Consider the following 24,226-nt stretch of genomic DNA (forward strand, 5'->3'; position numbering starts at 1 on the left):
GCGCGGAGCAAGCAACCCCCTTCACATCACGGAGCCCCACCGAACTCCCGGAGAGGGCTCGCCTGGCGCCCCGATGTGCCGCCCGCCTATCTGTCGGGCTGGCCCGGCCAGGATAGGATCTCGACGTACCCTTCCGTTCCATGCACACGGATACGTTGCCCATCCTGGATCAGCCTGGTCGCCTGCTCCACGCCGACGACGGCCGGCAAGCCGTATTCCCGGGCGATCACCGCGCCATGGGTCATCAGTCCCCCCACCTCGGTCACCAGGCCCTTGATGGACACGAACAAGGGTGTCCAGCTCGGGTCCGTGAAGGAGGTGACCAGGATATCCCCCGCTTCGAGATCAGCGTCGGCCATGTCCAGGAGGACGCGGGCTCGTCCCTCCACCACGCCCGAGGAGACCGGTAGACCAACGATGGCTCCGGCGGGGAGATCGGCTCGTTTGTACGCACCCGCGACGATTTCACCATCGGACGTGATGACCCGCGGTGGCGTCAGCTTCCGGTATCGTTCGTGCTCGTCCTTTCGCCGGCTGACGATCTGGCCATCCAACTGGTTCGTGCGCACGACTTCGCGAAGCTCCTGGAAGGTGAGATAGTAGATATCTTCCTTTTCATGGATCACGTGGGCCTGCACGAGCCGATCGGCTTCCTTCAGCAAGGCCTGCTTGCAGAGGAAGTAGTGATTGACGATGAAGTATTTCGGGTACTCACGGTAGCCGATGAAGTTCCGGAGTCGGCTGATCATCCGTTGCGCTTCTCCGGCTTTTTGCTCCCCATCCGGCAATTGCTTCAATCGCGCCAGGAGTTCCTGTTCCTTCTTCGAGGCCTCCTGCCGCCCCTGCTCGAACTTCCGGCTGCTGGCCCCGGGCTCGAAGGCCTTGATGTTGCCGAGGATCAAGGGGACGAGGGTCGTGGGTCTTTCGCGCCAACGCGTCCTCGTCACATCGATTTCCCCGACGCATCGCATGCCGAATTTGTCGAGATAAGCGGAGATGGCGTCGTGGGCTGCCTGTCCACCCTCCAACCGGGCCAGACCCTCCAAGAAGCCCTCATCCTTGGCAGTTCGCAGGTACTCGACCACCTCCGGATGAGGCCGGATCGCGTCCGCGACGTCCAGCAGCGCCAGCCCCATTTCCGAGGTGATGTTGTTCGGCACGGATTGAGAGAGGGTGTCCGCGGCGTTCTTCTCGCCCAACCACGCCATCATCTTCTCGTTGATCCAAGACGAAGCGTTCATGCCTGCCATGATCACGCTGAAGCTCCGTGGTTCGAGCAAGCTCTGCCTCAAGTGCTGAATGTCTTCCAGGATGAAATCCAGTAATTCCGTTCCGGATTTCGTTTGGATGTTCCGCTTCAGCGCTTCGATCGACGTCTGGCTGCGCGCGATCAAATCGGCGACGATCGCCGGATCGTCGTCGATAGGCGGGTGGGCACCCGCGGGCGACATCCCTGGCTTGCCTTGCGCGGGACCCGGTGCGGGTGGAGCCGCGGGCGCCGGTTCGATGAAATCGCCCCGCTCGATGAGGGTCATGAGGGCGTCCTTGATGAGCGGATCGGATCGGCCCAGGACATCCAACAGGACGCCCCGGCTGGCCGGTGAAGCCAGCTCCTTCGAGACATCGACGAACAACCTCCCACCCGCCGCATACATGGGACGAGCGGCGGTCAACTGCCACAAGGACAGCCCCAAGGGCTTCATGGGGTCGGTCATCATTTGTTGATGGCCGACGGAGATGAAGACGTGATTGCCTCGATCACCCACCTCCGGGATGGGGTACAGGGTCGTGATGGGCCGGCTCTGGACGATGTAGAACGCGTCGTCGACCAGGCACCATTCGATGTCCTGGGGATGACCGAAGTGCCCTTCAATCAGCCTGCCCTGGCGCTCGAGCCGCACGATCTGCTCATCCGTCAGCACGGGGCTGTTCCGCCGCTCGGGCTCGATCGCCCGTTCCCGCGTACCGCCATCCGCCAGGGCCCAGGTCGCCAGCTTCTTGGTGGCGACCGTCTTCTCGGTGACCTGGCCGTTGCGCACCTTGTAGCCATCGGCGTTCACCAGGCCGGAGACCAAGGCCTCACCGAGGCCAAAGACAGCCTCGATGGATGACACCTTCCGGTTCGAGGTCACGGGCTCGGCCGTGAACAAGGTTCCGGCCGCCCGCGGGACGACCATCTTCTGCACCACCACCGCCATGTGGACCTTGCGGTGGTCGAAGCCGTGTCGAAGGCGGTAGGTGACCGCCCGCTCGGTAAAGAGCGACGCCCAGCACCGGCTGACGTGCGCCAGGATCGCCGGCTTCCCGATGACGTTCAGGTACGTGTCCTGTTGGCCCGCGAAGGACGCCGTCGGCAAATCCTCCGCCGTCGCGCTGGACCGGACGGCATAGGCGGCTTGCTCGCCAAGCCTGGAAAGAAAGTGGGTGATCTCTTCCTGAACGTCTTCAGGGATGGCCAGCCCTTCGATGAGCGTGCGGAGCTCCGCGCTGAGCTCCCGGATTCCATCCCGGTCTTCCGCCTTCAGACGCGACAACCGATCGAGCCATCCGCCCATCGTCGGCGCTTCTCCCAGGATCCGCTTGAAGGCTTCGGTCGAAACGCAAAAGCCATCCGGCACGCGAATCCCTTCCAGCCTGGAAAGCTCCCCCAGGCTCGCGCCTTTCCCCCCGACAACCAGGATTCGGGTTCGGTCGACCTCCCGGAAATCAAGCACGTAAGCCCTCATCCCTTCACCTCCCTCATCGAAGGGCGCCACTATAGGCATGAGGGGGCTCGCGCGCCGCGCCCGGGTGTGTAGAGTCGTGCCCCCAACGAGGGGGAGAGAAGACCGCATGCACGGATTCGATGGAGCAGCTTCACGGGGGCTCGGACGCCTGTCGTCGCTCGCCATGGCCCTCTTCCTGGCGACAGGGTGTCCCGGGGAAGAAGACCCGCGGCCGACACCCGCCAGCGCGGTGACCGTCCAAGGCCGGGTGACGTACGACTTCGTCCCGGCCACCTATTCACCGGTGACGGGCAGCGGCACGCTCGCCTTCGAGCAGACCGTCGTGAAGCCCGTGCGCGGCGCGGTCGTCCGGGTGTTGCAGGACTCGATCGTGCTCGCCACCGCGACCACCGACGAGGCAGGCAACTACCAGGTGTCGTACACCCCGGGCGCCAGTGGCCAGCTGCTCCTCGCGGTCCTCGCCAGGACGCTCACCCCGGCCATCCAGGTCGAGGACAACACGGACCAGGACGCCCTCTGGGCGCTCACCCAGGGCCTCTCCGCCACGGATGAGACCGTGAACCCGCACGCCACCCATGGCTGGACGGGCACGGGCTACACGGCCACCAGTCGCCTCGCGGCCCCCTTCGCCATCCTCGACTCCATGTACACCGCCTCGCGCGCGTTCCTGGCGGTCCGCCCCGTCACCCTCCCTCCCCTCAAGGTGAGCTGGAGCCCCAACAACGTCCCCCAGGAGGGGGATCCGGCGCGGGGCTTCATCACCACCTCGCGCTTCTCGGCGAGGGAGAACAAAATCTACATCCTGGGCAAGGCGGGCGTGGATACCGACGAGTTCGACTCCCACGTCATCGTCCACGAGTGGAGCCACTTCTTCGAGCAGAGCCTGTCGCGCGCGGACAATCCGGGCGGTACCCATGGCGCGGGGGACGTGTTGGATCCGCGCGTCGCCTTTGGCGAGGGTTATGGCAACGCGCTCGCGTCGATGCTCCTGCCGGAGTCCATCTACGCGGACACGGCCTGGCTCGGGCCCGGGGGAACCCTGAGCGCCTCCGGCTTCGATGCCGAGACCGAGCCGAGCCCCACGGATGATCCCCACCCCGGATCCTTCTCCGAGAGGAGCATCCAGCGCCTTCTCCATGATCTGTACGACAGCGGCACGAGCGAGGCACATGACCGGGTGACGGTGGACCTCGGAACGATCCACGACGTGCTGGTGGGCCCCCAGAAGACAACGGAGGCCATGACGACCATCGGCTCGTTCGTGGCCGGGCTCAAGGAGCAGCCGGGCGTGGACACGGCGGCGGTGGATGCCCTGCTCGCGCACTACGAGATCGGCCCCATCACCACGCCCTGGGGCGACGGGGACTCGAAGCTGAGCGGGATGTACACCCCGGTCAGCCTGCTTCCCTACGCCGGCAGCATCAACCTGGACGGCGGCTACGAGTTCAACACGTGGCAGCAGAACCGATACTTCGTGTTCTCGGGCAGTGGCGACCGGGTGACCGTGTCGGCTACGTCCGATGACGACGTGGGCATCGCCGTCTACCACAAGGGCGCACGGGTGGCCGACGCGGACGAGAAACTCAGCGGCACGGAGACCTTCGACTTCCACGCCCAGACGGGCAGCCGCTATGTCGTGGTGCTGACGGGCTTCAAGTCGAGCCCGGGCCGCTACCCCGTCTCCCTCTCCATCACGAGCCCGTGACCGGGCGCGCCCCCCAACTAAGGACAGGACCACCGATGAATCGCATGACCTGGGTCATCCTCGCGAGTTGCCTGGCACTGGGAGCGTGCGCTCCCGCGGCGAAGTCCAACCCTCCCGTCGAGCCCGTGCAGGGCAAGAGGGAGGCCCCGGTGACGGTGCGGACGGAGTGGGGAGAGCGAAGCGCGCGGGTCACCCTGCGCTTCAACGCGCCGGCCAGCGACGTCCGGGTGAGCGTGCGGGGCGTGGACGGGCTGAGCGTGGGCGGTGAGCCGACGCTCGTCGAGGGTGCCCGCTTCGACACGGGGGCGACCGCCCACTTCGACGTGGCCTACACCCCGGGCGAGGGCCGCTCCCACCTGGTCGTCGCCGTGGTGGGCTCGTTCCAGGGCACCTCCCTCTCGCGCGTGGCCAGCTTCGCGGTGGGCTCGCCCACGGTCGAGCAGCAGCGGCGCTCGGGCAGCGTCATCACCGACAGCGAGGGCGAGCGCATCAAGGTGATGCCGGGCGGCGAGCGGTAGGCGCTCCCTGCCTCCGCTTCAGGCCCTGGCGCGCAGCACCTCGAGGGCTCCAAAATCGCGCGTCCCCGTTGGGTGCCGTCAGGTCCGTCCGGTATTCACCCTCCGGACCGGTGTCAGCTTCGACGTCTATGGCTGCTGCCCACCTGCTCCACCCACGCCCATGGGTGCCTGGCCCGGCAGTGGCTTGCCTGGCGTGACGATGTCGAAGGACGGATCAAAGTCGTCCAGCATCTCCATCAGTGCCTTGAACTTCCGTACGTCGCCCTGGACCTTGATCTTCCCGGAGGAGATGGCCTCGTCGAAGGTGAGCTTCTTCAGGTTGATGTCGTCCAGGACCGTGCGCGTGAGGGTGAGCGTGGCATCCGGCCTGGGAAGCTGCTTCCTGGTGGAATAGATGAGCACCGAGTTCTGGAGGGTGAGGGCGTAGTTTTCCCGGGTATCGGTGAAGCGCAGGTGGAAGCCCAGTTCCTGGCCGAGGGCCTTGCGCGCGTTCAGCCGGATGCCGAGGTAGTCCAGGTACATGTCCGTGGGCAACGCCCTGAGGGTATCCGGGCTGGTGCTCTGCACGTGCGGCGTCCTGGGGACGCCATGGCGGAGCTCGAAGGCTCCCGTCAGGTATTCGTTGCGCCAGGTGGCGTTCTCCGTCTGGTAGCCCATCTGCTCGAGCGCGTCCGCCTGGAGGTGGCGGGCCTGGGTGTTGTCCGGGTCCGCGAAGATCACGTGATTCATCACCTCCGCCACCCAGCGGTAGTCGCCCTGCGCGTAGGCGTTCCGGGCCTTGTCCATCACCAACTGGGCGCCTCCCATGAACTCCACATAACGACGGGCAGCCTGCTCGGGGGGCAAGGGATGCAGGTGCGCGGGGTTCGAGTCGTACCAGCCGAGATATTTCTGATACACGGCCTTGGCGTCGTGATTCACGGAGCCGTAGTAGCCCCGCAAGAACCACTCGTGGCTCAGGCTATCCGGGAGCGTCAGGGCCTCGGCGACCTCGTTCATCGTGTAGCCCTGGTTCATCAGGTGCAGCGCCTGGTCGTTGAGGAACTTGTACGCATCCCGCTGCTTCTCCAGGTATGACACCAGCCGCTCCCTTCCCCAGACCGGCCAGTGGTGGGAGCTGAAGACGACCTCGGCCTTGGCGCCGTAGGTGTCGATGGCCTCGTTGAGGTACTTCCACCAGTTCATGGCGCTGCGCACCTCCGCGCCCCGCAGGGTGTAGAGGTTGTGGAGGGTATGGGTGGCGTCCTCCGCCGCGCACAGCGCCTTCTTCTTCGGGAGGTAGAACATCATCTCCGTGGGCGCCTCGGTGTTCGGTGCCATGAGGAAGACCAGCTCCACCCCATCGAGGGTCCGCTTGTCGCCCGTCTCGCGGATGGTGTCGGTGGGAGGGATGAGCGTCACGGTCCCCCTGGCGGAGATGGTCTTTCCCAGGCCGGCGTCCACCTGTCCCTCCGGCCCTCGGTCGAGCAGCGGCCCATACATATATACGGAGCGGCGGTTCATGGCGTTGCCCGCGTAGACGTTCTCGCTGACGGCGTACTCGAGGAAGTTCTCCGGAGCGAGGATCCTGACCTTGCCCGCCTTCACGTCCGCCTCCGACACCACGCCCTTCACGCCGCCATAGTGGTCCACATGGCTGTGGGTATAGATGACGGCGCGAACTGGCCGCTGTCCCCGGTGCTTCTCGTAGAGGGCATAGGCCGCCCTGCCAGTCTCCTCGGTGATGAGCGGATCGACGACGAGGGTTCCGGTCTTGCCCTCGATGATGGTCATCACCGACAAGTCATAGCCGCGCACCTGATAGATGCCGTCGGTGACCTTGAACAGGCCATTCTGCATGTTGAGCTGGGCCTGCCGCCACAGGCTGGGATTGACGGTGGGGGGCGCCTCCCGGCCCTGGATGAACTGGTAGGGCTTCAAGCTCCAGACGACATTGCCGTCCTTGTCCGTGATGGTGAGGTCGGGCTCGGTTCCCATGAAGCCGCGCCTGGCGTCCTCGAAGTCCTGTGTGTTGGAGAAGGGCAGTTCCTGCCGGACCTGGGCATTGAGCCGGACCGTTCTCTCGGTGGGGGGCGGGTACCCGGTGTCCGCGCCTGGTCTTGCGGCTGTGCATGACCTGGTGTCTGCGTCTGGTCTTGCGACTGGGCCTTCGCCGCAGTGGGCAGGGCCAGCGCCAGCTCCACCGCCAACACCACGAGGCGCCGTGGCCACCGATGTCTTCCGGACATACCAGCTCTCCTTTCGACGTCAAACCGTGAGAGGGTGTGCACGCACGCGGGCCCGTTCACCCCGGCCTGGATGGCCGAGGCCCTTGCGCGGTAGCCAACTGGCTCCTATCGGCGAGCGCCTCGGCGGCGAGGTTCACTTCAGGGCAGCACATCGGGCTCCAAGGTGAACAAGGCCTTGAAGAGGGAGGCACGACCGGGCTCGATGTGATCGAGGCACAGATCAGGAATCAGGGTCCTGGCGACATGAGGGGGAAGTGACTGACAACCGAGCGCCGACTCGATCAGGTCAGCCAATCTGGAGACTGTAGGACCCAGCTCCACCGGCATCTCCTCGAGAAACACCGTGTCGGCGGGGCTCTCACGTCTGCCACCTCGGTATCGATGCTGGGTGCAATAGATGAAATAGACGGGAGCGAGCAGGCTCACGCATCCCACCACCTCTTGAGAGAACCCGTCTGCTTTGTCTCGAGGCTCAACCGCGTAGACACAACAGCGGTACCCGCCGTCATGGGTGTAGGCAGTCGCGTCTCCAACAGCGCTCATCGGAAAGGCCGCGGCCACCGCGCGGCGGAGTTCCAACCACTGATGCTGATCCGCCAGGGCTTCATGCCATTTCGCATGGAACCGTTGCCACTGTGGACTGGTTCCATGCTGATGGTCGTCGAGGGTGCGTCCCGTGGGGTAGTACTGACGGCACAGCTCGATCAGCTCGGAGACCGTGAACGGCATCATGGCTCCTCCCTTGTCACTTCAACGGGAACCAGTCTGGGGTCGCAATCCGCTTTGACACGAGCGCCAGCGATGGCCCTCGGCATACTCCCCTTGAGAATTGCCTTGAACTGTTCGCAGGCCATGCCGGGCAACAGGGCCTTGGACAACACGGCGTAGGCGGCCAGATTGGCTTGCTCGGCGGAGACACGTTGGGCCAGGGCTCTTGAGATCTCCATCTCATGAGTTCGCAGGGGCGTGCCGATCTCGAACTGGCACATCACATTCAAGCCCGTGTTGAGGTTGGTGAGTCGCACACGGACACAAGCCGCCTGCCAACCCTCCGGGCCCGACATCGAGACGCATGGTACGAGCACTTGAAATTGGAAGTGTTCGGGTGCCAGCCCGCCCTGTACCCGATTGGTGCCACACGACATGGGACCTTGGGCCATCCCGGTCAATGCGATCACCATTACCCAGAAGAGCCTCATTCGTTCCATATGGCGCCTCAGAGCGTACTTCGGTGCCTCCAGGCGGAAGCCCGAAATCTCCCGCCACCGTTGCTGTGCTGTCCGGTATTCATCCTCCGGACCGGGGGGCAGACGAGCCGTAGGATCTATGAAGGAGGCGAATTCCCCAGTGGCTTCCAAGGCCAAATCTACCTGCCCGTGGATTGCCGCTGAGCCAGAGGGAGGCATCTGGCGCTCTCGGAGCGAGTGCGGATCCTGGCGCTTGAGGCGCACGTGACCGCTGTGGTAGGGCCAGCGACATGACCGCGCCCCAGTCCCCGGTGCTCGAGTTTCCCGCGATGCTCCACGGCCTCACCGGAGCCGTCCTTCGCAAAGTGAAGGCCAAGGGCCAGGGGTGGGCTCGGGAGTACCTCAAAACCGGTGCCTTTACCCAGCCTCGGCAGATGCTTCAGGTTCCGCCCGGCGAGTGATCTCGGGGGCCGAGTTCGACGCCATCCCCCATCCGCGCTGGCGAGTGCACCTGTGCGCCGACATCTTCTTGAGCTTGAGTGAAGGCGTCCCGAAAGAGCAGCGCCAGCGAATGGAGGAGTCCTTCGAGTCCTTCTACCTGCGCACTCCATGGGGGGCGCTCTACCATGCCGTGTCTCCTCCCTCTCCGCGGAGCGCGGAGCGCATGGCCAGGTGGCTCGCCGCGATGCTGCGCTTCTGGGACGTGCTCCAGGGCCCACGTTATGCGTACAGGATGCCCGACACCCACCATACGCTCGATGAGCTCATGGACTATCGAATTTGACGCTTGCTGCGCTCCTCGTTCAAGGGGCCCCGACACAAATGGCGATGGCGGCTGCGACATCTTCGAGTTGAGCGGCGGTAACTACGCCGACCTTATCTCGAAATCGCCTCAATGAGACGGACTTCACTTGAAATGCATCAGCACCAGATGCCTTGGACAGGCCATTGGACGGATTGGGCTGAATTTCCACGAACCAATGAGAGTTGGCATGGTTGGGCTTCCAATCCGTGATGGGAACAACAATGCGGAGGGGCAACTTGCCAAGTCCATCGGCACTGACAACCAGGGCGGGCCGCGTCTTTTGTATCTCTGCGCCCGCTGATGGATCGAAATTTACCCACCAGATCTCGCCGCGCTTGGGCTCAGGAGTCGACATGGAAATCGTGTTCTCCAAATGCCTCGAACGCCGTGAGGTCCGCGTCGTTCCTATAGTCAGCCTCCACTGCAACGACGCTCTGGCGAAGGGCTTCCTCCCGCATCTCCGGTGGTTGTTTCCGCAACTCTCTTACCGAGAGCCGGGGAATCGTACTGTCGACTCGGGCCGTATCGCCTGTGCAGCCCGAGCATAGCTCTTCCGCACGGATGGGCGTAATGACACCTTCAGCCAGAGCACGCAGCGTCAAGAGCTTCAGCCGAACAGGCTCCTCGCTGCCAATGAAGGCAACGGGCTCCTGCTCGCGCCATCCATTGGCGTCGAACTGTTCCCAAAGCCGCTTGTAGGCCGCATCGCCAATGATGCCAAGATCGCGCGCGCGATGCGCCCATGCTTGCATGCTCAACCCATATTTCTTCTTCAGAAGCATGAGTTCTTCCATGCTGATGTTCTGACGAGTTGCCCCAAGCTCGCGTTTAGCAACTGAGGCAGGCACGAGGAATGCGGCGGCGAACCGGTGCGCAAGCCGTTCTTCTTCTTTTTCCGACAATCCAGTGCAGTTCATCGCAAGATGGCCAAGCTCATGCGCGAAATTATAGCGTCGCCGATCAATGGACGGACGTGCACTGCTCACTAGCACTGGGAACGACCCATTCGCCCAACCCGACAGCCCATCGAAATTCGGCGGAGCATCCATGGAACAGACCGCAACGCCTCCATGATCTTCGATCATTTGAGTCATCGACTCGATGGGCGTTTCATTCAACTTCCAGTGCTTGCGCACCGATTCGGCTGCGGCTTCCGCATCGTCAATAGTGTCCGCACGGTACGGGCGGGGGAAACGAGGCTTTTGTCCAGGCTGAATCGACTCTTCAAGCCAGACATGGCCTTCGACGATCTGTGCGATTGACGCCTGGATCTGCTCCTGAAGATGCTTGGAGAGGCTCGCGTGCTTGCGAAAGGCTCGCCACTCGATCTGTACAGTGGGTCCACGCACAAAGAAGTCACTGCGGACGCCTAGTATCCTGGCAAGCGCCAGCAGGGTGCTCTGCCTCGGAGTGCTCTTGCCCGTCTCGTACTTCGAGAGCGCCGCCTTGGTGAGTGGGTGACCATTCGCAGTTAGACGCGCAGACACCTCGTCGAGAGTCAGGTCCGCGATGGTGCGCGCCTGACGGAGCCGCATGGCGATGTTCGCCGTTCCAGAAGTTGACACGACCTACCTCCCTAACACCCTTTGTCAACGTTGACAAACGTGGGTTTTCTTCCCGGTTTCGTCAACACGATCAGGAGCTTTAGCAGGAGTGTCTGACACCCTCGTGGAACCCACTTCGTCGCCCGCCACGGGTTCATGAACCTGGCGCTCACCCTGATCGGCGACTATGTGTGGGACCCCCTCCAGCTCGGCCAGCCCCCCAGCGTGCCGCCAGGCTCACCGTGAGGGTCCTCCGGCTGCCTTCCGGGCGGGAGAAGGGCAAAAATTCCAGGGGGTTGCACCCCATGCTACGCTGCGTGGTCCCTCCGAAATCCCCCGTTCGATGGCCACCGACAGCGACTCCCTCAAGCCCGCGCCCGACTCCAACGCCGCCGCCCCCGAGCTGCGCCTGTTGGATCGCCGTGCCTTCGTCGGGTTCCCCCCCCTCGAGCTGGCGCCCGGGCTGTCCATCGCCGATTTCGCCCTGCAGATCCCCGACGTCACCTTCCCCTTCAACGTCAGCGCCGGCGCCTCCCGCTACCAGCGCAAGAAGCTCCTCTTCGGCTTCCTCGAGCTGCACGTCGACGCGGACCTCGTGGCCCGCAAGGTGGCCGAACTCGCCGGTCGCGTCGCCGGCCTCGCTGACCTCAAGCTCCACTTCCGCCCCGGCTACCTCGAGGGCCAGGCCGTCCTCCAGCCCCCCGAGCGCACCCCCGTCACCTTCAAGGTCGCCTTCGACGCCGATGGCGAGCGGCTCGCCCTCTACGTCTACGACGTGCGCCTGTACGGCTTCTCCTCCACCCCCTCCGTGCAGATCCCCGGCCTGCTCGCCGCCAGCGTGGCCCAACTCGGCCTCCTCCCCGAGGTGGAGGTGCGCGGCGCCACCGGCTTCTCCACCCGCGTGCTGCCCGCCCTCTGCCAGCGCGCCGCCGTGAGCCGCGGCTTCAAGATGCCCGTGCTCGACACCGCGCGCCTGTCCTCCGCCGAGGTCGGCCCCGCGGGCCTGCGTCTGCGCTTCGCCGCCGGCGGCATGCCTCCCCCCGCTCCCCCCGACGAGGAGCTGCTGCTCGCCCTGGAAGGCTCGCGCGCCTTCGCCGAGGCCGAGGCCTTCCTCGCCCAGGGCAAGCTCGCCGAGGCCCGCGACGCCTTCCTCCAGGCCGGTGACGCCCAGGACGCCCACCCCTTCGCCGCCGAGCGCCTCCTCTCCCTCCTCGTCGCCGACCCCCAGGCCCATGACCTGGCCCTCGACGTCGCCGCCACGCTCCTGCGCCGCCGCGACAAGAGCCCCGCCGCCCTCTGGGGTGAGGCCGTCGTGCGCGAGCGCCGCGGTGAGCACGCCCGCGCCGCCGAGCGCTACCTCGCCCTGTGCGCCCTCTCGCGCCGCGCCTCCGAGGAGGCCGCCGCCTTCTTCTCCGCCGAGGCCGCCGCCCGCGCCGCCCGCGACCACGCCCCCCAGGTCGCCGTGAAGGCCCTCCACGAGGTGCTCGGGCTCCGGCCGGATCACCTCCCGTCCCTCAAGGCCCTCGCCCGCGCCGCCGACCAGAGCCGCGACCGCGCCGGCGCCGTGCGCGCCTACCGCCGCATCGCCGCGCTCGCCCGCGACCCCTCCGAGGCCGCCGAGGCCCACGTGCACCTCGCGGACCTGTGCGCCCAGACCGAGGACGACGTCGCCGGCGCCCGCCTCCACTGCGAGGCCGCCCTGCGCCTCTCGCCCGACCATCCCGATGCGCTGCTCCTGCTCGGAGACTTGTGCCACCGCGGCGGCGAGCACCTGCGCGCCCTCAAGGCCCTGGACCGTCTGCGCGAGGTCGCCATGGCCCGCCACGAGCTGGACCGCGTCGGCCGCGCCAACCTGCTCGCCGGCCGCGTGTGGGAAGAGGGCCTGCAACAGCCCGACAACGCCCTCCTGCGCTACCGCGAGGCCGCCTCGCTCCTGCCCCACGAGCCCGAGGCCCTCTTCGCCTCCGCCCGCGTGGCCGAGAAGCTCGGCAAGTTGCAGGAGGCCCTCGCCGGCTACCAGCAGGCCCTGGAGCTCGCTGGCCCCTCGCCGCGCTCGGAGTCCGTCCGCCGCGCCGCCCACCAGAGCCACCATGCCCTGGCCCGGCTGTCGCGCACGAAGCTCGGCGACCCCGCCCGCGCCCGCGAACACCTCGAGGCCGCGCTCGCGTTGGATCCCCGCGACGCGCTCGCGCTCGACGAGCTGATTCCCTACTTCCGCGCCACCGGCCGCATGCTGGAACTCGCCGAGGCCCTGGAGAAGGCCGCCGCCGTCCACGAGGAGCCCGGCCGCCGCGCCGCCCTCTGGGCCGAGGCCGGTGAGCTCTACCGCGGACGGCTCCAGCAGCCCGAGCGCGCCGAGCGCCTCCTCACCTCCGCGCTGGAGGCCGACCCCCAGCACGCGACCGCCCTGGAGTCGCTGCTCACCATCGCCGAGGCCCGCCGCGATGGCGGTCTGCTCACCCGGTGCCTGTCCACCCTCGCGCGCCTCACCCCCGAGCCCGCCGAGCGCGCGCGCAAGTACCGCCGCCTCGCCGTCGCCGCGAGGGATCTCGCCTTCGACCTGGACCTCGCCGCCTCCGCGCTCCAGGAGGTGCTCAAGTCCGAGCCGGATGACCTGACCACCCTCGGCGAGCTGTGCGCCCTGCAGCGCAAGCGCGCCGACATGGCGGGCCTGGCCACCGCCCTCCAGGCGCGGGCGCGCGTGGCCGAGGCGCAGGGCGACAAGCGGCTCGCGTCGGCGGCGCTGCGCGAGCTGGCCAACGTGCTGGAAGCCCGCCTGGGCCGGCTTGGCGAGGCGCTCGTGGCCCTGGAGAAGGCCGCGCGCCTGGCGCCGGAGCAGGCCGTGCTCCTGGAACTGGCCGACCTGTCCCTGCGCTGCGAGCGCCCCGAGCACGCCCGGCGCGCCCTGGAGACGTTGCTGTCCACGCTGCCCCGCACCACCGCCCCCGAGCGCCTCGCGGACATCCGCGCCCGCCTGGGCCGCGCGTGTGAGCTGGCCGGGGACCGCGAGGCCGCCATCACCGCCTACTCCCAGGCCTTCCCGCTGCGCCGCCTGGATGACGCCCTGGCCGAGCGGCTCGAGGCCCTCTACGCCGAGGCGGGCGAGACGCGCGAGCTGGCCGAGCTGTGGGCCTCGCGCGCCCAGGCGCTCGCCGCCGCCGACCGCGCCGCGGAGGCCGCGCCCCTCTTCCTCAAGAGCGCCCGCGTCCTCCTCGAGCGCGGCGAGAAGGGCCCCGCGCTCCTGCGCCTGTCGTCCACCCTGGACGCGAGCCCCACCGGGCCGCTCGCCGCCGAGGCCCTCGACGCGCTCGCCGAGCTGGAGCTGGAGCGCGGCGAGAAGCTGGAGGCCGCCCGGCTCCTCGCGCGCAAGGCCGCGCTCGTGCCCGAGCCCCGCGCCGGCGCCCGGCTCCTCTTCCGCGCCTCCGTGCTCTCCCTGGGCACCAGCCGCGAGGAGGCCTTTCTCGCCGAGGCCCTGGAGCGCGATGGTTCCTTCGCTCCCGCGCGCATGCGCCGGGGTGAGCTGCGCATGCAGGCCGATCCCCGCGCCGCCCTGGAGGACTTCGAGGCGGTGCTGGTGCTGCCCGCGACGGACCCGGACGGCCCGCGCGAGGACGAGCTGCTGGAGCTCACGCGCCGCGCCGCCTCCGCCGCCCAGCGCGCCGGCCGCCCCGACGCCGCCCGGCGTCTGCTCGGGCACTACTGCTCGCTCGCCCCCGAGGACCTCGAGGCCCAGCTGGAGCTCGCGGGCCTCCACCGTCAGGCGGGCGCACAGGAGCCGCTGGCGGACCTGCTCCTGTCCCTCTGGCCCCGCCTCTCCGGAGACGCGCGCCGCGCCGCCCGCCGCGAGCTGGCCGGGCTGTGTCTCTCCCAGGGCCGCACCGCCGAGGCCGCCGAGGCCCTGCGTGGCCTGCTCGCCGAGGAGCCCCTGGACACCTGGGCCACCCAGGCCCTGTTGGAGCTGTTGCCCCCGGCGGGCTCCGGCACCGCCCAGCAGGAGGTGGAGCGCCTCACCCTGCTCGGCACGCTCATCTCCTCCTCCGAGGGTGAGTCCCGCGCCGAGCTGCTCGCCCGCCGCGCCGCCCTCCACCGCAACGCCGGCCGCGCCCAGGTCGCTCGCGACGACTTCCTCGCCGCCACGCGCCTGTCCCGCCGGCCCGCGCCCCTGTGGCTCGCCCTCGCCGCCATCGCCCGCGAGGAGGGCGAGGACGTGGACGAGCTGGCGGCGTGGCGCCACGTGCTCGCCACCGAGCCGGAGCTCGCCGAGAGCGCCCGCTCCCGGCTGCTCGCGCTCGCCTCGTCGCTCATGGACAAGGACGCCCGCGCCCCGGCCCGCGAGGCCCTGCTCGCCGCCGTGTCCCTGTCCCTGTCCCCCGCCGAGCGCTGTGATGCCTTCTTCGCCCTCGCGACGCTCGCGCACCGCGACGGGCAGCCCGCCGCCGAGGCGGAGGCGCTCGCCGAGGCCGCGCGCCAGGGCCCCGTCTCCCGCCGCGTGGAGGCGCTGCTCATGCGCGCGCGTCTCCTCGAGAAGGCCGGAGAGCGCGAGGAGGCCGCGCGGGGCCTGGAGGCGGCGCTCGCCCTCGCCCCCCGCCATTCCGGGGCCACCGCCGGGCTCCAGCGCGTGCTGCGCGACCTGGAGGACTGGTCGCGGCTCACGGCCCTGCTCGCCGCCGAGGCCCCCCACGCCTCGCCCGCCGAGGCCACCGCCCTCTACTCCGAGCTGGGCACGCTGTACCTGGAGCGCCTCGCCCAACCCGAGGCCGCCGAGGCCGCCCTGCGTCAGGCCTTGCGGCTCTCCCCGACGGACAGCGCGCTGCGCCGCCGCCTCGTGGTCCTCGCCGCCAGCCGGGGCAACTCCACCGAGGCGGCGCAGCTGCTCGACGTGGAGGATGGGCTCCTGCCTCCGGACGAGGCCGCCTCCCTGCTGCGCGAGGCGAGTTCCCATGCCCGCGCCGCGGGCGACATGTCGCGGGCGCTCGATCTGGCCCGCCGGGCCCATGCCCTCGTCCCGGCGCGGGATGGAGATCTGGCCGAGCTGGCCGAGCTGCTCTTCCTCCATGGCGACGTGCGCGAGGCGTTGCCCCTTCAGGAGCAGCTCGCCGCCGCGGCGGACTTCTCCTCGGATGCCGAGGCCTCGGAGAAGGCCTGGCTGCGCCTGGGCGCGCTCGCCGAGAAGCTCGGGGACACCCGGCGCGCGGTGTCCGCCTACAAGCGCCTGCTCGCCGAGCGCCCGTTGAACGAGGTGGCGGTGCAGCGGCTCGCCGCGCTGCTGGAGAAGGACGAGCCCCGGGCCTCCTTCGAGGTGCTCGTCGCCCACGCGCGCGCCCTGCCTCCTTCCGTGGCCACCGCCCAGCGTCTCGTCGTGCTGTCCGAGCGCGCCCGCGAGTCCCTCGCCGATACCGCCCTCGCCGCCGCGCTGCTGGCCCAGGCGGCGAACATGGCCGAGCACCCGCTGCCCCTGCACGAGGCGCTCGCGGCCCTCCACCGCGAGGCGGGGCAGCTCCCCGAGTTGATGGGGCAGCTTCAGATCATCGCCTCGCTCAACGAGGAGGCCGGCCAGCGCGACGCCGCCATCTCCGCCTGCGCCGAGCACGCGCACCTGGCGGAGATGTCCGGCCGGGTGGACGAGGCCATGCGCTCGCTCAAGGCGCTGTGCTTCCTGCTGGAGAAGGAAGACCGGAAGGACGAGGCCGCCGCCTGCGAGCGTCACCGCGCGGAGATGCTGCGCGACGTGAAGCTGGACATGTCCGCCGCCGAGGCCGCGCTGGAGCGCTCCTTCTCGCTGTTCTCCCAGCTCGACACGGCGCGCATGGGCATGGAGCTCGCGAGCCGCCGGAACGACGCCGCCGCCGAGGCCCGGTGGCTCGAGCGCGCCCTGCCGCTCATGCCGGCCACCCCCGCCCGGGCCCGCTCCCTGCTGCGGCTGGCGCGCCTCTTCCTCGACGAGCTCGGGGACACGGACAAGGCCGAGGGCTTCCTGCGCGACGCGCTCCTCCAGGATCGCGCTCTCCAGGAGGCCGAGACGCTCCTGTGCGAGCTGCTCGATCGCGAGGGCCGGGTGGCCGAGCTGGCCGCCTGGTTCGAGGACGCCGCTTCCCGCGTGGAGGAGCCGTCGCGCCGCGCGGAGCTGCTGATGCGCGCCGCCACCCTCTACCGCGAGCGCGCCGGGCGCCCGGATGCCGCCGCCATCGCGCTGCTCGCCGCGCGCGCCTCGCTGCCGGATGACCTGGACCTGACCCGGCAGGTGGCGGATCTCCTCCACGAGATGGGCCGGTCCGCGGACGCCGCCGAGTTCGACGCCATCCTCCTGGAGGCCGACCCCTTCCAGGAGCCGCGCTACTCGCGCCACCGCGCCTTCCTGTCGGAGACGGAGGACTACCAGTCGCTCGCCGCGCTGTTGTCGCGCCGGGCCCAGCGCCAGCCTCCCGTCGAGGCCGCACAGAGCTACCTCGCCGCCGCCCGGGCCTTCCGCGAGGCCGGAGCCCTGGAGCGCGCGCTGCTGTGCGAGGACCAGGCCTTCGAGCTCGCCCCCTCCAGCCCCGAGGCCTTCCACCTGCTGCGGGCCCGGGCCGCGGGCGACGTGCGCCGCCAGGCGGAGCTGCTCGCCCTGCGCGCGGGCGCCGTGTCTCCCGAGCAGGCCATCCCCCTGCTGCGCGAGCGCGCGGAGATCCTGCTCAAGGCGGGCGAGTCGCTGCTCGCCGCCCAGGCCTTCGATGACCTGCTCGCGCGCGCGGGAGACGACGTGGAGGCGCTCGCCACCCGCGCGGAGCTGGCGGCCGAGGGCGGAGGACCGGCCGCGGCGTGGCCCTATGATCGGCGGTTGCTCGCCGCGGGAGGGGACTCGCTGCCGGTACCCCTGCGGGTGCGCACGCAGATGCGGCTCGGACACGCGTCGCTGGCGTCGGGGGCCCACCATGACGCCGCGCGCGCCTTCGAGGCCGTGGTGTCGCTGGATGGAGACGGGGCCCGGGGCCAGGAAGCCCTGTCCCTGCTCACCGAGGTCTACGGCCACACGGGCGACTCCAAGGGCCTGTACCGGGCCTCGCTGAAGCTCGCGCGCAAGGCGGACGCGGCCACCGCCGAGGTGCTGTACCGCCGCGCCGCGGACCTCTTCGACGACCCCAAGGACGCCATCGACGCGCTGCTGCACCTCATGCGCCTGCGTCCCGCGGACGCCACCATCATCGACCGCGCGGTGCGGGGACTGCGCTCCCTGGGCCGTCCGGCGGACCTGGTCGCCGTCTACGAGGCCGGGGCCCAGGCAGCGGGAGGCTCGAGGGCCGCGGAGCTGCTCCTGGCCGCCGCCGAGGTCGCCGCCGAGCAGCTCGATGATGCCTCGCGCGCCGCGGCCCTTCGCGAGCGCGCCGCCGACGCCGACCCGGACAACCTTCCCGCGCTCCGGGGTCGCCTGGTGGGGCTGCGCGCGCGCGGAGAGCAGGCCGCGCTGCGCGACGTGCTCACGCGCCTCATCGGCGTGACGGAGGACGCCGACGAGGCCTCCCTGCTGCGGCTGGAATTGGCGTCGCTCGCGCGGGCCGCCGGGGACGAGTCCTCCGCCCGCGAGGCCCTGGAGGCCGTGGTCGCCCGGGGAGCCTCGGGGGCGGGCTACAAGGAGGCGCTGGAGTCGCTGGAGCCGCTGCTCGTGGAGAACCCGGGACGCCTCGCGGAGGTGTACCTGGCGCGGGCGGAGATCCTCCCCGACGCCGAGCGCACCCAGTGGCTGTGGGCGGCGGTGCGTGAGTTCGAGTCCGCGGGCCGGCTGCCGGAGGCGGTGCGCGCGGCCTGGTCCGCCGTGTCCGTCGCGCCGGATGGGGAGGCCCTGCGCCGGGTGTCCGCGCTGCACCGCGCCCTGGGCGAGTCCCGGCGAGCGGCCCAGGCCCTGGCCCAGGCCGTCCGCCTCGTGTCCGCCGAGGAGCGCCCCGCGTTGCAGTTGGACCTCGTCGACCTCTGGGAGGCCGCGGGCGAGCGCGCCGAGGCCCTCGAGGTGCTCGAGCGCCTGGCCAGCGCGTCTTCCGAGGCGGTGGATCCGCGGGTGGTCGCCGAGCGCTTCCTCCGGCTGGACGTCCCCGTCCGCGCCGCCGAGGTGGGCTTCGCCGCCACGCTGGCGTCGGGGGACCCCGCCGGGGCCCTGTCGCTCGCCGAGCGGGCCCAGGACGAGGCGAGGATCCGCGAGGCGCTCTGGGCGATGGTGGAGGCGGGAAGCGCGGAGGAGTCCCACGTCACGCGGCTGACCGCGATGCTGCGCGAGGGCGCCCAGCTGGACGGGCTGCTGCGGCTGGCGGAGCTGCTCGCGCCGAGGGACGAGGCCCTGGCCACGTGGCTGCGCGACGAGGTGGTCAACGCGGAGTCGGCGCCGGTGGAGCCGCGCCTGCTCGCGTTGGAATCGCTCTCGACGACGCCGGACTTCAAGCAGCGGCTGTGGCGCCTGCTGCCGGGATTGGGAAGTGCTCCGGCGGAGCTGGCCGAGGCGGTGCTGACGCATGTCAGGGCCCTGCCCGTGCCCGAGCGCGTCGAGGCGTTGGCCGAGGCGGCGGATGGCTGGCCGGAGCGGCGGGGCAAGCTGTTGCGCGAGCGCTTCCGGTTGCAGCGGGACGGAGGACTCACGGCGGACGCGGCGGACACGCTGGGCCTGCTCATCCTGTTGGAGACGGAGTCGCGCGCGCGGGGCGAGCTCTACGTGGAGCAGGGCGACATGCTGATGTGGGCGGGCGACAAGGCGCGCGCCCGCGAGGCCTTCGAGAAGGCGCTGGTGGACGCGCCGGGCACGGTGCGCGCGTTGGAGTTCCTGCTGCCCCTGTACGAGGAGGAGCGCAACCACGCGCGCTTCGTGGAGGTGGCGCAGCAACTGGCGGCGGTGCTCGCGGGCCCGGCGGCCATGGGGCTGTGGCGCGAGCGGCTGGCGGAGGCCTACGAGGCGCTGGGCCGTCTGCCCGAGGCGGCCGAGCAGCTCCAGGCGCTGCCGGAGACTCCCGAGCGGCTGGAGCGGCGGGCGCGCATCGCCGAGGCGCAGGGCCTCACGGGCGAGGCGCTGCGGCTGCGCGAGCGCCTCACGGACGAGCCGGAGCAATTGCAGGACATCCTGCGCCAGTACCTGGACGCGCAGCTGGTGGTGTTCGCGGTGCACCTGGCCGAGCGCCTGTTCCAGGCGGACCAGCTCTCGCCGGAGATGAAGCGCCTGGTGGCCGAGCGGCTCTCGCCCACGGTGCATGGCGCGGCGCTGGCCACCCACATCTGGCCGGAGCTGTTGCGGCGGCAGCCGGCGGACGCGGACGGGTGGACGCTGTTCGCCGAGGCGCTGGCGGCCAGCAACGACATCCCCGTGGAGGTGGCGCGGGTGGACGGCTTCGGCGCGGCGCTCGTGTCGAGCACGGCGAGCGCCCCGGGGGTGAGCATCTCCCCGGTGGCCTCGCGCGACGGCTTCCGGCACGCGCTGCCTCCCGACGTGGTTCCGGTGACGGCCGAGGCGATGCCCCGGCTGCACACGGCGTTGCAGCTCACGCTCCAGTCACTGGGGGCGGGTGGGGTGCGTGTCTTCCTGGCTCCGGCGGGCGGAGCGGAGGCGTACCTCGCCTCGCCCGAGGAGCTGGTGGTGGGCGTGGGCGCTCTGGCCTGCTTCGGGCTGGTGGAGCTGGGCTACCTGTGCGCGCTGGCGCTGTGCCTGGGCGCCTCGGGCGAGGCGCTGAGCCGGCCCGGTCCGGTGCCCGGCTTCGACGAGGCGGCGGTGGAGGCCTTCCGCGCGGTGCCCGCGTCGCTCGCCGCCTCGCGCGTGCTGGCGCACCTGTCGCCCGAGGTCCGGGGCTCGGATCCCTCCGGGCTGGACGTGGGGGCGGTGCTGCGCGACGACCCGGCCTTCCACGCGGTGGCGCGCGCGGCGCTGGAGAGCGTGTAAGGTCGAAAGGTCATGCCGCTCTCGCGACGTCCGCTCTTGCTGCCCCTGCTCACGTTCGTGGCCTCCGCGTGTGTGGCGGAGACGGTGTACCCAGGGGACGTGGTGGTGGGCCTGTTCGGCTTCCACGCGCAGGCGGACTGGTCGCGCACGGACTGCGACGCGGGCAGCCCGGACTTCGGCCGGCTCGTCGACGGGGGCTTCGAGTTCTCGGGGAGCTTCTCGCGCGACAGCGTGGATGGGGGCGCGTGGCTCACGGTGAATGGCTTCCCGCGCTCGGCGACCTATGATCCGGCGACCCAGCGCTACGTGTCCGTCCAGCGCTCCGGGGCTCCGCTGCCGAGCTGTGGCGAGACGTGCCAGGGCGCGCAGATGGAGGAGACGTTGTCGGTGGTGGTGCTCAGCGACAGCCAGTCCGGGGCGATGGGGAGCCGGTGCGCGAACCTGCCCACGGACGGAGGGCTGCCGGAGGGCTCGGCGCCCGGCCCCACGGTGAACGGGTATGACGCCGCGCGGGCCTGTGGGAGCCTGAAGGTGACCTTCCTCCCGGGCACGAGTGGGGTCTGCACTTGCACGACGTCGTGCACGGCGGTGTACGGCGTGGAAGGAGAGCGGCGTTTCAATGCGGGCCAGTAAGAAGAAGGCGGTGGTGTTGCTGTCGGGCGGGCTGGACTCGACGACCTGTCTGGCCATGGCGAAGGCGGCGGGCTTCGAGCCGGTGTGCCTCGCGGTGGCGTATGGACAGCGGCACGCGGTGGAGCTCGAGCGGGCGCGCGGGGTGGCCCAGGCGCTGGGCGTCACGGACTTCCGGGTGGTGACGGTGGACCTGCGGCAGGTGGGCGGCTCGGCGCTGACCGCGGACATCGACGTGCCCAAGGATCGGCCCGAGGAGGAGATGTCCCACGGCATCCCCGTCACCTACGTGCCGGCGCGCAACGCGCTCTTCCTCTCGCTGGCGCTGGGGCTGGCCGAGTCGGTGGACGCGAGCGACCTCTACATCGGGGTGAACGCGGTGGACTACAGCGGCTACCCCGACTGCCGGCCCGAGTTCATCCGCGCCTTCGAGGCCATGGCGGTGCTGGCGACGAAGGCGGGCGTGGAGGGCACGCGCTTCCGGGTGCACGCGCCGCTGTCGGGGATGACCAAGGCGGACATCATCCGCGAGGGCGTTCGGCTGGGCGTGGACTACGGGATGACGCACTCCTGCTACGACCCGGACGAGCAGGGCCGGGCGTGCGGGCGGTGTGACAGCTGCTCGCTGCGGCGCCGGGGCTTCGAGCTGGCGGGAGTGCCGGACCCCACGCGCTACACGACGGGAGCCTGAGCCATGGGTGGACTCGCGAACGGGGTGCTGGGGCTGTGGCTCGCCGCGGCGGGCTCGCCGGTGGTGGACGCCACCGAGGTGGTGGAGGACCTGGTGGTGGACATGCGCTACGCCACCCCGGACAACTTCCTGAAGCAGAAGGTGTACCCGGACGGCGCCCGGTGTCTGTTGTTGCCCCAGACCGCCGAGCGCTTGAAGAAGGCGGCGGACACGCTGCGCGCCCAGGGCTACCGGCTGAAGGTCTACGACTGCTACCGGCCCATCGCGGTGCAATGGCAGATGTGGAAGATCATGCCCAAGCCGGGCTACGTGGCCAACCCCAAGAAGGGGGGCAATCACAACCGGGGCGCGGCGGTGGACCTGACGCTGGTGACGGCGGACGGGGCCGAGGTGGAGATGCCCACGCCCTTCGACTCCTTCGAGCGCGCGGCGCACCACGGCTACCAAGGGGGCACGAAGGCCTCGCGCGAGCACCGGGAAATCCTCCGCGCGGCCATGGAGGGCGCGGGCTTCAAGCGCAACGCCATGGAGTGGTGGCACTACGACCTGCCGGGCGCCACGAAGCTGCCGGTGCTGGATGTTCCCTTTTCCGCGAAGTAACGACACGCGAGCGCCCGGGCCCGCCGGGAGGGACTAAGAGGTCGGGATGATCGACGACCTCTGGTACAAGAACGCCATCATCTACTGCCTGGACGTCAAGACGTTCATGGACTCCAACGGCGATGGCGTGGGGGACTTCGAGGGCCTCACCCGCCGCCTCGGCTACCTGGCCGGCATGGGCATCAACGCCCTCTGGCTGTTGCCCTTCAACACCTCCCCCATGCGGGACAACGGCTATGACATCTCCGACTTCTACGGCATCCAGCCCAGCCTGGGGTCGCTCGGGGATTTCGTCGACTTCACCCACGAGGCGAAGAAGCACGGCATCCGCGTCCTCATGGACCTGGTGGTGAACCACACGTCGGACCAACACCCCTGGTTCAAGTCCGCGGTGAGCGATCCCCGCTCCCGCTACCGCGACTGGTATCTCTGGTCGAAGACGAAGCCCGCGGGCGCCGACGAGGGCATGGTCTTTCCCGGCGTGCAGAAGACCACCTGGACGCGCCACCCCAAGGCCCGCGAGTACTACTTCCACCGCTTCTACGAGTTCCAGCCGGACCTCAACACCTCCCATCCCGACGTGCAGGAGGAGATCCGCCGCATCGCCGGCTTCTGGTTGGAGCTGGGCGTGTCGGGCTTCCGGATGGATGCCGTCCCCTTCGTCATCCAGCGCGATGGCGCCAGGGCCTCGCATGACCTGCACTACCAGATGCTGCACGACCTGAGGACGTTCCTGCAGTGGCGCGCGGGGGACGCCATCCTCCTCGCCGAGGCCAACGTGGTGCCGAAACGCAACGTCGACTACTTCGGCGACGAAGGTGACCGGATGCACATGATGTTCAACTTCCTGGTCAACCAGAACGCGTTCCTCGCCCTGGCCAGCGCCGACACGCGCCCCCTCGTCAAGGCGCTCGAGAGCACCCGCATCACCACGGAGACCTCGCAGTGGGCGCACTTCATGCGCAACAACGATGAGCTGGACCTCGGCCGGCTCACCGAGCCCCAGCGCCAGCTCGTCTTCGAGGAGTTCGGCCCCGAGCCGCGCATGCAGGTGTACGAGCGCGGCCTGCGGCGCCGGCTCGCGCCCATGTTCTCCGGGGACCGCAGGCGCCAGGAACTGGCCTACAGCCTCATGTTCACCCTGCCGGGTACGCCCGTGCTGCGCTACGGCGACGAGATCGGCATGGGCGAGGACTTGTCGCTCAAGGAGCGCGCCGCCGTGCGCACGCCCATGCAGTGGTCCACCGAGCGCAACGCGGGCTTCTCCTCCGCGAGGAAGACCTTCCTGCCCGTCATCTCCGAGGGCCCCTTCGGCTACCCGCGGGTGAACGTCGCCGACCAGCGCCGGGATCCCAACTCCCTGCTCAACTGGACCGAGCGCATCATCCGCGCGCGCAAGGAGTGCCCCGAGATCGGCTGGGGCACGTGGCGCGTGCTCAAGACGGGCTCGCCCCAGGTGCTCGCGCTGCGCTACGACTGGCGCAACAACGCCGTGGTGTTCCTCCACAACTTCGATGCGAAGAGCCGCACGGTCACCTTCGGAGCGGGGAGCGAGGACGGCAAGCTGCTCGCCAACCTCCTCTCCGGCGACTCCTCCCAGTCCGACGGGCGGGGTCAGCACCGCGTGGAGCTCGAGGGCTACGGCTACCGGTGGTTCCGCGTGGGAGGACTCGACTACATCCAGCGGCGCACGAAGTAGCTCACCG

At 69.6% G+C, this 24,226-nt stretch carries 14 protein-coding genes; 8 read left to right on the plus strand and 6 right to left on the minus strand.

Annotated features, from left to right (window positions below):
* Positions 1 to 86: 86 nt before the first annotated feature.
* On the minus strand, positions 87 to 2,726 hold the full coding sequence (gene rph, locus D187_RS21685) for a rifamycin-inactivating phosphotransferase (RefSeq protein WP_043430941.1): 2,640 nt from the start codon (positions 2,724 to 2,726) through the stop codon (positions 87 to 89).
* Between the two features lie 106 nt (positions 2,727 to 2,832).
* Here rph and D187_RS21690 point away from each other — a divergent pair, with 106 nt between their 5' ends.
* The gene (locus tag D187_RS21690; protein WP_002622731.1) at positions 2,833 to 4,431 is read left to right on the plus strand and encodes a hypothetical protein; all 1,599 of its coding nucleotides are present in this window, start codon (positions 2,833 to 2,835) and stop codon (positions 4,429 to 4,431) included.
* A 35-nt stretch (positions 4,432 to 4,466) separates the two neighbouring features.
* Positions 4,467 to 4,949 carry a hypothetical protein gene (locus D187_RS21695; protein ID WP_043430943.1) on the plus strand — a complete coding sequence of 161 codons (483 nt, stop codon included), beginning with the start codon at positions 4,467 to 4,469 and terminating at the stop codon, positions 4,947 to 4,949.
* Between the two features lie 126 nt (positions 4,950 to 5,075).
* Here the strand turns inward: D187_RS21695 and D187_RS21700 are convergent, their stop codons facing one another.
* From D187_RS21700 to D187_RS21710, 3 genes are all read right to left on the minus strand, one after another.
* Positions 5,076 to 6,926 (minus strand): alkyl/aryl-sulfatase, encoded by a 1,851-nt coding sequence (locus tag D187_RS21700; RefSeq protein WP_020918187.1) that lies wholly within the window; start codon positions 6,924 to 6,926, stop codon positions 5,076 to 5,078.
* 389 nt (positions 6,927 to 7,315) lie between these two features.
* The gene (locus tag D187_RS21705; RefSeq protein ID WP_155893493.1) at positions 7,316 to 7,909 is read right to left on the minus strand and encodes a hypothetical protein; all 594 of its coding nucleotides are present in this window, start codon (positions 7,907 to 7,909) and stop codon (positions 7,316 to 7,318) included.
* Positions 7,906 to 8,358, minus strand: coding sequence for a hypothetical protein (locus D187_RS21710; protein WP_155893494.1), 453 nt, complete (start codon positions 8,356 to 8,358; stop codon positions 7,906 to 7,908). The genes D187_RS21705 and D187_RS21710 overlap by 4 nt, the downstream gene beginning before the upstream one ends.
* 463 nt (positions 8,359 to 8,821) lie before the next feature.
* On the opposite strand from D187_RS21710, the gene D187_RS21715 reads away from it, so the two are divergent.
* Positions 8,822 to 9,148 carry a hypothetical protein gene (locus tag D187_RS21715; RefSeq protein ID WP_002622737.1) on the plus strand — a complete coding sequence of 109 codons (327 nt, stop codon included), beginning with the start codon at positions 8,822 to 8,824 and terminating at the stop codon, positions 9,146 to 9,148.
* Between the two features lie 19 nt (positions 9,149 to 9,167).
* On the opposite strand, the gene D187_RS52510 is transcribed toward D187_RS21715, so the two are convergent.
* Both D187_RS52510 and D187_RS52515 read right to left on the minus strand, forming a co-directional pair.
* Positions 9,168 to 9,524: a type II toxin-antitoxin system PemK/MazF family toxin gene (locus D187_RS52510; protein WP_076606192.1), complete on the minus strand. Its 357-nt coding sequence runs from the start codon at positions 9,522 to 9,524 to the stop codon at positions 9,168 to 9,170.
* Positions 9,511 to 10,734: a helix-turn-helix domain-containing protein gene (locus D187_RS52515; RefSeq protein WP_155893495.1), complete on the minus strand. Its 1,224-nt coding sequence runs from the start codon at positions 10,732 to 10,734 to the stop codon at positions 9,511 to 9,513. Before D187_RS52515 ends, D187_RS52510 begins: the two co-directional genes overlap by 14 nt.
* 322 nt (positions 10,735 to 11,056) lie before the next feature.
* On the opposite strand from D187_RS52515, the gene D187_RS21725 reads away from it, so the two are divergent.
* The 5 genes from D187_RS21725 to D187_RS21745 are packed head-to-tail and all read left to right on the plus strand — an operon-like array spanning position 11,057 to position 24,219.
* The gene (locus D187_RS21725) at positions 11,057 to 20,599 is read left to right on the plus strand and encodes a hypothetical protein (RefSeq protein WP_020918189.1); all 9,543 of its coding nucleotides are present in this window, start codon (positions 11,057 to 11,059) and stop codon (positions 20,597 to 20,599) included.
* Between the two features lie 12 nt (positions 20,600 to 20,611).
* Positions 20,612 to 21,232 carry a hypothetical protein gene (locus D187_RS21730; protein WP_002622740.1) on the plus strand — a complete coding sequence of 207 codons (621 nt, stop codon included), beginning with the start codon at positions 20,612 to 20,614 and terminating at the stop codon, positions 21,230 to 21,232.
* A complete protein-coding gene (queC, locus tag D187_RS21735) occupies positions 21,219 to 21,920 on the plus strand; it encodes a 7-cyano-7-deazaguanine synthase QueC (RefSeq protein ID WP_002622741.1) in 702 nt (233 codons plus the stop codon). Before D187_RS21730 ends, queC begins: the two co-directional genes overlap by 14 nt.
* A gap of 3 nt (positions 21,921 to 21,923) precedes the next feature.
* Positions 21,924 to 22,520: a D-alanyl-D-alanine dipeptidase gene (gene ddpX, locus D187_RS21740; protein WP_002622742.1), complete on the plus strand. Its 597-nt coding sequence runs from the start codon at positions 21,924 to 21,926 to the stop codon at positions 22,518 to 22,520.
* A gap of 46 nt (positions 22,521 to 22,566) precedes the next feature.
* On the plus strand, positions 22,567 to 24,219 hold the full coding sequence (locus D187_RS21745) for an alpha-amylase family protein (protein WP_002622743.1): 1,653 nt from the start codon (positions 22,567 to 22,569) through the stop codon (positions 24,217 to 24,219).
* Positions 24,220 to 24,226 lie beyond the last annotated feature (7 nt).

The sequence above is a fragment of the Cystobacter fuscus DSM 2262 genome, from assembly GCF_000335475.2.
Lineage (GTDB): Bacteria > Myxococcota > Myxococcia > Myxococcales > Myxococcaceae > Cystobacter > Cystobacter fuscus.

What these genes read in the sequence shown, in the direction of transcription:
- rph (WP_043430941.1), bottom strand. Translation starts at nt 2,726, where the DNA reads ATGAGGGCTTACGTGCTTGATTTCCGGGAGGTCGACCGAACCCGAATC.
- D187_RS21695 (WP_043430943.1), top strand. Translation starts at nt 4,467, where the DNA reads ATGAATCGCATGACCTGGGTCATCCTCGCGAGTTGCCTGGCACTGGGA.
- ddpX (WP_002622742.1), top strand. Translation starts at nt 21,924, where the DNA reads ATGGGTGGACTCGCGAACGGGGTGCTGGGGCTGTGGCTCGCCGCGGCG.
- queC (WP_002622741.1), top strand. Translation starts at nt 21,219, where the DNA reads ATGCGGGCCAGTAAGAAGAAGGCGGTGGTGTTGCTGTCGGGCGGGCTG.
- D187_RS21690 (WP_002622731.1), top strand. Translation starts at nt 2,833, where the DNA reads ATGCACGGATTCGATGGAGCAGCTTCACGGGGGCTCGGACGCCTGTCG.
- D187_RS21700 (WP_020918187.1), bottom strand. Translation starts at nt 6,926, where the DNA reads ATGGGAACCGAGCCCGACCTCACCATCACGGACAAGGACGGCAATGTC.
- D187_RS21705 (WP_155893493.1), bottom strand. Translation starts at nt 7,909, where the DNA reads ATGATGCCGTTCACGGTCTCCGAGCTGATCGAGCTGTGCCGTCAGTAC.
- D187_RS21710 (WP_155893494.1), bottom strand. Translation starts at nt 8,358, where the DNA reads ATGGTGATCGCATTGACCGGGATGGCCCAAGGTCCCATGTCGTGTGGC.
- D187_RS21725 (WP_020918189.1), top strand. Translation starts at nt 11,057, where the DNA reads ATGGCCACCGACAGCGACTCCCTCAAGCCCGCGCCCGACTCCAACGCC.
- D187_RS21745 (WP_002622743.1), top strand. Translation starts at nt 22,567, where the DNA reads ATGATCGACGACCTCTGGTACAAGAACGCCATCATCTACTGCCTGGAC.
- D187_RS21730 (WP_002622740.1), top strand. Translation starts at nt 20,612, where the DNA reads ATGCCGCTCTCGCGACGTCCGCTCTTGCTGCCCCTGCTCACGTTCGTG.
- D187_RS52510 (WP_076606192.1), bottom strand. Translation starts at nt 9,524, where the DNA reads ATGTCGACTCCTGAGCCCAAGCGCGGCGAGATCTGGTGGGTAAATTTC.